The sequence below is a fragment of the Nocardioides terrae genome (assembly GCF_900112345.1).
GTDB lineage: Bacteria > Actinomycetota > Actinomycetes > Propionibacteriales > Nocardioidaceae > Nocardioides > Nocardioides terrae.
Genome location: NZ_FOLB01000028.1, coordinates 1 through 7,846 on the forward strand (window position 1 = coordinate 1; position 7,846 = coordinate 7,846).

The following is a 7,846-nucleotide window of genomic DNA, read 5'->3' on the forward strand; positions in this document are numbered from 1 at the left end:
AGCCGAAGCCGAAGCCGCAGCCGGTTCCGCAGCAGCCTTCGGGTGGGACGCCGGGTGCGGCGAACACTGGTGTGCCGGCTGGTGTTGGGCTGACGGTTCACAACGGTGATCTCCAGATCAGGCAGGCCGGGGCGGTGGTCAGCGGGCTTGACGTCCGCGGGACGATCCAGGTCTGGGCGCCCAATGTGACGATCAAGAACACGATCGTCCGGTTCCGTGATGGCGGTCGGAACATCGGTATCCACAGCCTCTCGACGGGGCTGCAGGTGATCGACACCGAGATCGCGCCGTCGAGGGCGACGGCCGCCGACAACTACAACGGGGTCATGGGGTCGGGCTTCACCCTGACCAGGGTCGACATCCACGGTGTCGTGGACTCGGTGCACGTGAGCACGAACGACCCTGTGGTGATCCAGAACTCCTGGTTCCATGACAACACCCACTGGACGAGTGACCCGAACTGGAATGGCGGTCCGTCGCACGACGACAACATCCAGATGGTGACCGGCAACAACATCCGGGTCATCAACAACGCCTTCTACGGAGCGTTCAATGCGGGTATCCAGATCAGCCAGGACAAGGGAACCGTGACGAACCTCGTCGTGAGCGGCAATGTCATCGGTGGTGGTGGATGCAGCATCAACATCGCGGGCAAGAGTCTGGGTCCGGTGCGCGGGGTGTCGATCTTGAACAACCGCTTCATGCGAAACCAGCGAGTCGTCGGCTGTGGGATCACCTCCGGCAAGAGCGACCAGCTGGCCATCTCCGGGAACACCTGGATCGACAACGGGTCAACGGTCACGCTCAAGTGACCAGAGGCTCCGGTTAGCCGTTCGGCCAGGTTGTTCGGTCGGGGCCTTCCGTTGGCATCACGCAGAGCGGGCAACCTTACGGTCGACAGCGACCGTGAGGTTGCCCGTAACTGCTCCGAGCCGTTCGACCAGGTCAGCGATCTCGGGATCACCGAGTCTGGCGATCTCGACGAAGCGGCCCCCTCGGCGCCGCCAGATACCCGCCCGAGGCGGGGTGTTGAGCATGCGCGGGTTGTCGACCAACATCAGATGGCCACCTTCGGGAAGCGAATCACGCAAGGCGGCCAGGGCACGAACCAACTCATCGTCGCTGAAGTACAACCGACGAAGGAGGTTGGCCACCTTAATTACGTCGGGCTTCTCTCCCACCCACGGTTGGAAGACGTCGTGCACCCGTGCGTCGACCCGCGGGTCGCTCGCCATGACCCGCCGGACCTCAGGGTTGAGCAGCACGATCTCTGATGCGTCGGCTATGGCGACCCGCGCCCCGCGTACGACGTGGGCGTAGACCAACGCGACGCCTGTCGAGAGCGACGGCCACCCGGCGAACCGCGGACCAGCAACCAGGACTGCTTTCCCGGTTCGGTCGAAAAAGACCGTCCGCCTGCCGACGTCTACCGCCCGAAGTGTCAGGTACAGGTCCGCGATCGTGTAGCTCGCGAATTCTGGAAGTTTCTCGATCAGCTCGAGCGACGTCGATCCATCGGATGCGCCGATGTCGACGATGTGTGCTTGGGACAGATCGATGTTGTCGACGAGCAGCCGGTCAGTGGCGGGGTGGCGGCCCGCGGCAGTGATCTTGATCGTGCCGCCGACGTAGACCGATGACATCGCCTCACGGAAGGCCCCTGGGTCAGCCTCCGCATCGAGCATGACCCGCGGGTCGACCCGAAAGACTCGGCGGAGCGGCCGGACGCTCTCCACGGCAGCGGGCCAGCGTCCCCGGATTGGCCGGATCGGGAAGTGCACATCCGTAGCGTCGCGTGTTGTGTCCTGCTGCTGTGTCGCTACGGGCCATTTGTCACCGGTATCGGGTAGAGCCCGGTCGGCTCACGGGACCACCGTGCCTGTCAGCATCGCCTCGTGTGTGGACGTCCATTGCGGCATCCGGTCCGCGCGGACTGCACGCCACAACGACCGTCCGGCTTCATGGTTCACGAACACCACGCTCTGATCTCCCACCATGCCGGTACCGGTCACCGGCACAGTCAGGTAGGAGACGTCGCTCGGCCCGAGGTGTCGCAGAGAAAGCGCCAAGCGGGCCATGGCTGTGCCGCTCCAGTGGTCATCCACGGTCAAGTTGCGCGTGAGGGTCTGAAGTAGGTCATAGGTGGCAGACGGACTCGAACCGACTGTGACCATCTTGCTCGACAACGCGCGGATGATGGCCTGCTGACGCTTGACGCGATCAAGGTCACCACCGGGTAGGCCAGCGCGCTGGCCGGCGTACTTCAGCGCCTCCTCGCCGTTCAAGTGTCGGGTGCCCGCAGTCCAGGTCGTGTCGCGGTAGCTGTCATAGACGGTGTTCGGGATCGTCACGTCGACGCCACCGAGGGTGTCGATCAACGCCTTGTATCCGTCCCAGTCCACGACGGCCACGTGGTCGATGCGGACCCCGGTCAGCTTCTCGACCGTCTCGACGGCGAGCGCTGGGCCGCCGAGTGAGTACGCCGCGTTGATCTTCGCCGGCCCGTGCCCCGGAACGTCCACCCACGAGTCGCGGGGGATCGAGATCACCGACGCGCCCCGACGGTCCGCATCGACGTGCAGGACCATCATCGTGTCGCTGCGCTGCTCCCCGGCGACCCAGGCGGGGGCCTCAGCGGCGTTCCCGGTCGTGGGCACGTCGGAGCGCCGGTCGCTGCCCATCAGCAGAATGTTCATGGCGTCGGCGGCCGGCCCCGTCGAGGGGTGGACGGGCCGGCCGACGGCCGAAGGGAACATGCCGTGCAGCCGGGTGACGTTGGCGTTCAGCTGGTGGCCGACGTACAGCCCCACCGCGACCGGCAGGCCGACCAGGACGGCCAGCGCCACGAGCACGGCCAGCAGGATCCGGCGCCGCCGTCGCGGACGGCGCGGGGGAGCGGGCGGCAGGTCGGGCGGGTCCTGAGGCGGGTCGGGCCGCAGGTCCGGCCGCTGCCCCGGAGCCAGGTCGGTGAGCGGAAGGACCTCTTCGGTGGGCGTGCTGCTCCTGGCCCTGACGCTGATGATGCTCATGCGGCTCCCTGATCTCGGCGACGAGACCGTCACCAACCGGAGGCCGACGCTAAGAACCGCGCGGAGGCGCACGCCGGGTCGATAGCGGGCTTACCCAAGTCAGGTCATCGAGATGGCAGGGCCATACCCCATATGGGTGGTCAGGTGCCGTTCTGGCTGAAGTGCTGCAGGTCCTTCAGCGCGTGCCAGTCCCCACCCCAGCCCCAGCCGATCCGGGCGAAGGCGCGCACCACCGGGCCGCCGGCCAGGATCATCCCGGGGCGCGCGTCGGCGCGGTCGACGTACGCCGACGACAGCTCCGGCAGCACGAGGTCGCCGTTGAGATAGGGGTTCTGGAAGGGGTTCACGTCGATGGCCAGGCCGTAGGCGTGCTCGGAGAAGCCGCTGGTCTGGCCCGCCTTCGGCCGGCAGTTGAACGATCCGGTGTCGTTGCCGTCGCCGGTGGGCGGTGCGTCGAGCTCGGCGCGGGTGGTGATCCGCATCTCCTCGATCGGGAAGCCCGCGCGGTAGAGGTCGCGGAAGACGCCGGCGATGTCGTCGGCGACCGAGGCGTTCACGAGCAGCTCGCCGGTGTGCCGGGCGTCGTCGAAGCCCCAGAAGGTCAGCCGCACCCAGGCCAGGTCGTCGGCCGCGACCGGACAGCCGGCGACCCAGGTCGAGCGCGCGATGACGTCGGCCGGCGCGGGGGAGGTGACCCGGCTGGCGAAGCCGCGGCCGGGCAGCATCGGCACGGTGTCGGGCAGTGTGAACCGGCGGTTCCGCAGCGCCTTGGGGGTGGTTCGGATCTCGCCGTAGCCGCCGGCGGTCGTGGGCAGGACGCGGGTCCCGAGCCAGGGCGGCGGGACGGTGCCGGGCCGGACCGGCGGCGCGGACGAGGGCGGCGCTGTCGGCGACGGGCTCGGCGGAGGGGTAGGTGTGGCGCTCGACGTGACGGTGGGCGGGGGAGCGGTCGGAGAGGTCGCCACCGGGGTGCCGGAGCAGGCCGCCAGCATCAGCAGCGCGGCGGCTCCGGCGACGTACGCCGCCACCGTGGATCTCACCCCATCACCGTAGACTGAGGCTGTTCCCACCCCCTGTCGCACGCTGACCGGGGGCTGCTGTCGTCTGCGCTCGGAGGACCCGCATGTCCCGCCCACTCGCCACCCTCGCGGAGGCCGTCCTCGCCGAGCCGACCCTGGCCGAGGTCGTCGCGGACGCGCGCTCCGGCGGCGTCGTGACGCTCGACGTCACCGGGCCCGAGGCGCTGCGGCCCTTCCTCGTCAGCGGGCTGGCCGGGGCCGGCCGGCCCGTGCTCGCCGTCACCGCGACCAGCCGTGAGGCCGAGGACCTCGTCGCCGCGCTGCACGACCTGCTCGAGCCCGACAGCGTCGCCTACTTCCCGAGCTGGGAGACGCTGCCGCACGAGCGGCTCAGCCCCCGCTCGGACACGGTCGGCCGGCGGCTCGCGGTGCTGCGCCGGCTCAGCCACCCGACGCCCGACCACCCCGCGATCAGCGTCGTGGTCGCGCCGGTCCGCTCGGTGCTCCAGCCGCAGGTCAAGGGCCTGGGCGACCTCGAGCCGGTCGAGCTCGTGCCGGGTCAGACGGCACCCCTCGACGAGGTCGTACGCCGGCTCGCCGACGCGGCCTACAGCCGGGTCGACCTGGTCGAGAAGCGTGGCGAGTTCGCGGTCCGCGGCGGCATCGTCGACGTCTTCCCGCCGACCGAGGAGCACCCGCTGCGGGTGGAGTTCTGGGGTGACGACGTCGAGGAGATCCGCAGCTTCTCCGTCGCCGACCAGCGGGCGATGGACCCCACCACGGGCAAGGCGGACCGGCTCTGGGCGCCGCCGTGCCGGGAGCTGCTGCTCACCGACCAGGTGCGTGCCCGGGCGAAGGTCCTGGGCGAGGCCCACCCACAGCTGCTCGAGCTGACCGACAAGATCGCCGCCGGCATCGCCGCGGAGGGCATGGAGTCGCTCGCGCCGGTGCTCGTCGACGAGATGGAGCTGCTCGTCGACCTGATGCCGGCCGGCACCCAGGTCCTCGTGCTCGACCCGGAGCGGGTCCGCCGCCGCGCGCACGACCTGGTCGCGACGAGCGAGGAGTTCCTCGGGGCGTCGTGGGCAGCCGCGGCGAGCGGCGGCAGCGCGCCGATCGACCTGGGCAAGGCGTCGTACTGGGAGCTCGGCGACGTCCGCGCCCACGCCCTCGCCCGCCGGCAGAGCTGGTGGTCGATGAGCCCGTTCGGCCTGGCCGACGACGCCGCTTCGCTGGTCGAGGAGGGCCGCCAGGCCCGTCTCGAGACCGCCGCCACCGACGCCGCGATCGCCGGGGTCCCCGTCCGGACCCTCCCGCACACATCCGTCGACCCCTACCGCGGTGACGTCGAGAAGGCCATCGCCGACCTCGACGGCTGGCGCCAGGCGGGCTATCGCGTCGTCGTCGTCCACGCCGGCCACGGTCCCGCGCAGCGCACCGTCGAGGCGCTGGGGGAGCGCGACGTCCCGGCGCGGCTCGACGATGGTCTCGAGACGCTTGCCGCGCAGGCCGCTCGATCGGCGAGGGACGCGGTCGTCACCGTGACCTGCGGCTCGATCACCGCCGGGCTCGTCGACGACGCGACCCGGCTCGCGATCGTCACGGGCGAGGACATCTCCGGGCAGAAGTCGTCCACGCGCGACATGCAGAAGATGCCCGCGCGCCGGAAGCGGCAGATCGACCCGCTCGAGCTCAAGACCGGCGACTACGTCGTCCACGAGCAGCACGGTGTCGGGCGCTTCGTCGAGATGAAGCAGCGCGAGGTCGGCGGCGCCGTCCGCGAATACCTTGTCCTCGAGTACGGCGCCTCCAAGCGCGGCGGCCCGCCGGACCGCCTCTACGTCCCGGCCGACGCGCTCGACCAGGTCACCCGCTACGTCGGCGGCGAGCAGCCGTCGCTCGACCGGCTCGGCGGCGCCGACTGGCAGAAGCGCAAGAGCCGTGCCCGCAAGGCGGTGCGCGAGATCGCCGCCGAGCTGATCAAGCTCTACGCCGCCCGCCAGGCGACGCAGGGCTACGCGTTCGGCCCCGACACCCCGTGGCAGCGCGAGCTCGAGGACGCCTTCCCCTTCCAGGAGACGGCCGACCAGCTCTCCACGGTGGAGGAGGTCAAGGCCGACATGCGCCAGCGGGTCCCGATGGACCGGCTCATCTGCGGCGACGTCGGCTACGGCAAGACCGAGATCGCCGTCCGCGCCGCCTTCAAGGCCGTCCAGGAGGGCAAGCAGGTCGCCGTGCTCGTCCCGACGACGCTGCTCGTGACCCAGCACCTGAGCACCTTCGCCGAGCGGATGAGCGGCTTCCCCGTCGTACTCAAGGGGTTGAGCCGGTTCCAGACCGACAAGGAGTCGAAGGAGACGATGGCCGGCATGGCCGAAGGCTCCGTCGACATCGTGGTCGGCACGCACCGGCTGCTCAACCCGGACATCCGCTTCAAGGACCTCGGCCTCATCATCGTCGACGAGGAGCAGCGCTTCGGCGTCGAGCACAAGGAGCAGCTCAAGCGGATGCGCACCGCTGTCGACGTCCTCTCGATGAGCGCGACGCCGATCCCGCGGACGCTCGAGATGGCGATCACCGGGATCCGCGAGATGTCGACGATCACCACCCCGCCCGAGGAGCGCCACCCGGTGCTCACCTACGTCGGCGCCTACGAGGACCGCCAGGTCGTCGCTGCGGTCCGCCGCGAGCTGCTGCGCGACGGGCAGGTGTTCTACATCCACAACCGCGTGCAGTCGATCGAGAAGGCCGCCGCGAAGCTGCGCGAGATGGTGCCTGAGGCCCGGATCGCCGTCGCGCACGGGCAGATGAACGAGAAGCAGCTCGAGCAGGTGATGCTCGACTTCTGGGAGAAGACCTTCGACGTGCTCGTGTGCACCACGCTGGTCGAGTCGGGGCTCGACGTGTCGAACGCCAACACGATGATCATCGAGCGGGCCGACACCCTCGGCCTCTCCCAGCTCCACCAGCTGCGGGGACGGGTCGGGCGGTCCCGCGAGCGCGCCTACGCCTACTTCCTCTACCCGGCCGAGAAGCCGCTGACCGAGACCGCGCACGAGCGCCTCGCCACGCTCGCCCAGCACTCCGACCTCGGCGGCGGCATGGCGATCGCGATGAAGGACCTGGAGATCCGCGGCGCTGGCAACCTGCTCGGCGGGGAGCAGTCCGGCCACATCGCCGACGTCGGCTTCGACCTCTACGTGCGACTCGTCGGCGAGGCGGTCAACGACTTCAAGGGCGACACCGAGCCGGAGCTCAACGAGGTTCGCATCGAGCTCCCGGTCGATGCTCACCTGCCGCACGACTACATCCCCTCGGAGCGGCTGCGCCTGGAGATGTACAAGCGGCTCGCCGAGGTCCGCTCCGACGAGGACGTCGACGCCATCGAGGAGGAGCTCGACGACCGGTACGGCGACCTGCCCCAGGAGGTCTCGTCGCTGCTGCTCGTCGCCCGGTTCAGGGCGCGCGCCCGAACGGCCGGCATCGGCGAGGTGACGATCGCGGGCAAGAACGTGCGGTTCGCACCCGTCGTACTCCCCGAGAGCCGGCAGGTCCGACTCCAGCGGCTCTACCCGAAGTCGCTGGTCAAGACGCAGCTCGACACCATCCTGGTTCCGCGGCCGATCTCCTCCGGCTTCCCCGCCAAGCCGCTCGTCGGCATCGCCCTGCTCCAGTGGGCGCGAGGCGTCATCGACGCGGTGATCGACCCCGTGGAGTGAGCCACTTCGCTGGTCGAGTAGCGGGCGCCTACCTGTTTCGCTGGTCGAGTAGCGAGCGCCAGCGAGCGTATCGAGACCA

The 7,846-nt window shown here is 69.7% G+C and carries 5 protein-coding genes; 2 read left to right on the forward strand and 3 right to left on the reverse strand.

The window, feature by feature from the left end; all coding sequences use genetic code 11:
• Positions 1-812 (forward strand): hypothetical protein (locus BM236_RS19160; RefSeq protein WP_217645413.1); only part of this gene is annotated, 812 nt, incomplete at its 5' end.
• A 57-nt stretch (positions 813-869) separates the two neighbouring features.
• On the opposite strand, the gene BM236_RS18500 is transcribed toward BM236_RS19160, so the two are convergent.
• The 3 genes from BM236_RS18500 to BM236_RS18510 all read right to left on the reverse strand — a co-directional run bounded on the left by BM236_RS18500 (position 870) and on the right by BM236_RS18510 (position 4,069).
• Positions 870-1,643: a hypothetical protein gene (locus BM236_RS18500; RefSeq protein ID WP_217645414.1), complete on the reverse strand. Its 774-nt coding sequence runs from the start codon at positions 1,641-1,643 to the stop codon at positions 870-872.
• 219 nt (positions 1,644-1,862) lie between these two features.
• On the reverse strand, positions 1,863-3,029 hold the full coding sequence (locus BM236_RS18505) for an LCP family protein (RefSeq protein ID WP_139230175.1): 1,167 nt from the start codon (positions 3,027-3,029) through the stop codon (positions 1,863-1,865).
• Between the two features lie 140 nt (positions 3,030-3,169).
• The gene (locus BM236_RS18510) at positions 3,170-4,069 is read right to left on the reverse strand and encodes a M15 family metallopeptidase (protein ID WP_245750427.1); all 900 of its coding nucleotides are present in this window, start codon (positions 4,067-4,069) and stop codon (positions 3,170-3,172) included.
• A gap of 83 nt (positions 4,070-4,152) precedes the next feature.
• Here BM236_RS18510 and mfd point away from each other — a divergent pair, with 83 nt between their 5' ends.
• Positions 4,153-7,767 (forward strand): transcription-repair coupling factor, encoded by a 3,615-nt coding sequence (gene mfd / locus BM236_RS18515; protein WP_091126749.1) that lies wholly within the window; start codon positions 4,153-4,155, stop codon positions 7,765-7,767.
• The last annotated feature ends 79 nt before the right edge of the window (positions 7,768-7,846 follow it).

What these genes read in the sequence shown, in the direction of transcription:
- mfd (WP_091126749.1), top strand. Translation starts at nt 4,153, where the DNA reads ATGTCCCGCCCACTCGCCACCCTCGCGGAGGCCGTCCTCGCCGAGCCG.
- BM236_RS18500 (WP_217645414.1), bottom strand. Translation starts at nt 1,643, where the DNA reads ATGTCATCGGTCTACGTCGGCGGCACGATCAAGATCACTGCCGCGGGC.
- BM236_RS18505 (WP_139230175.1), bottom strand. Translation starts at nt 3,029, where the DNA reads ATGAGCATCATCAGCGTCAGGGCCAGGAGCAGCACGCCCACCGAAGAG.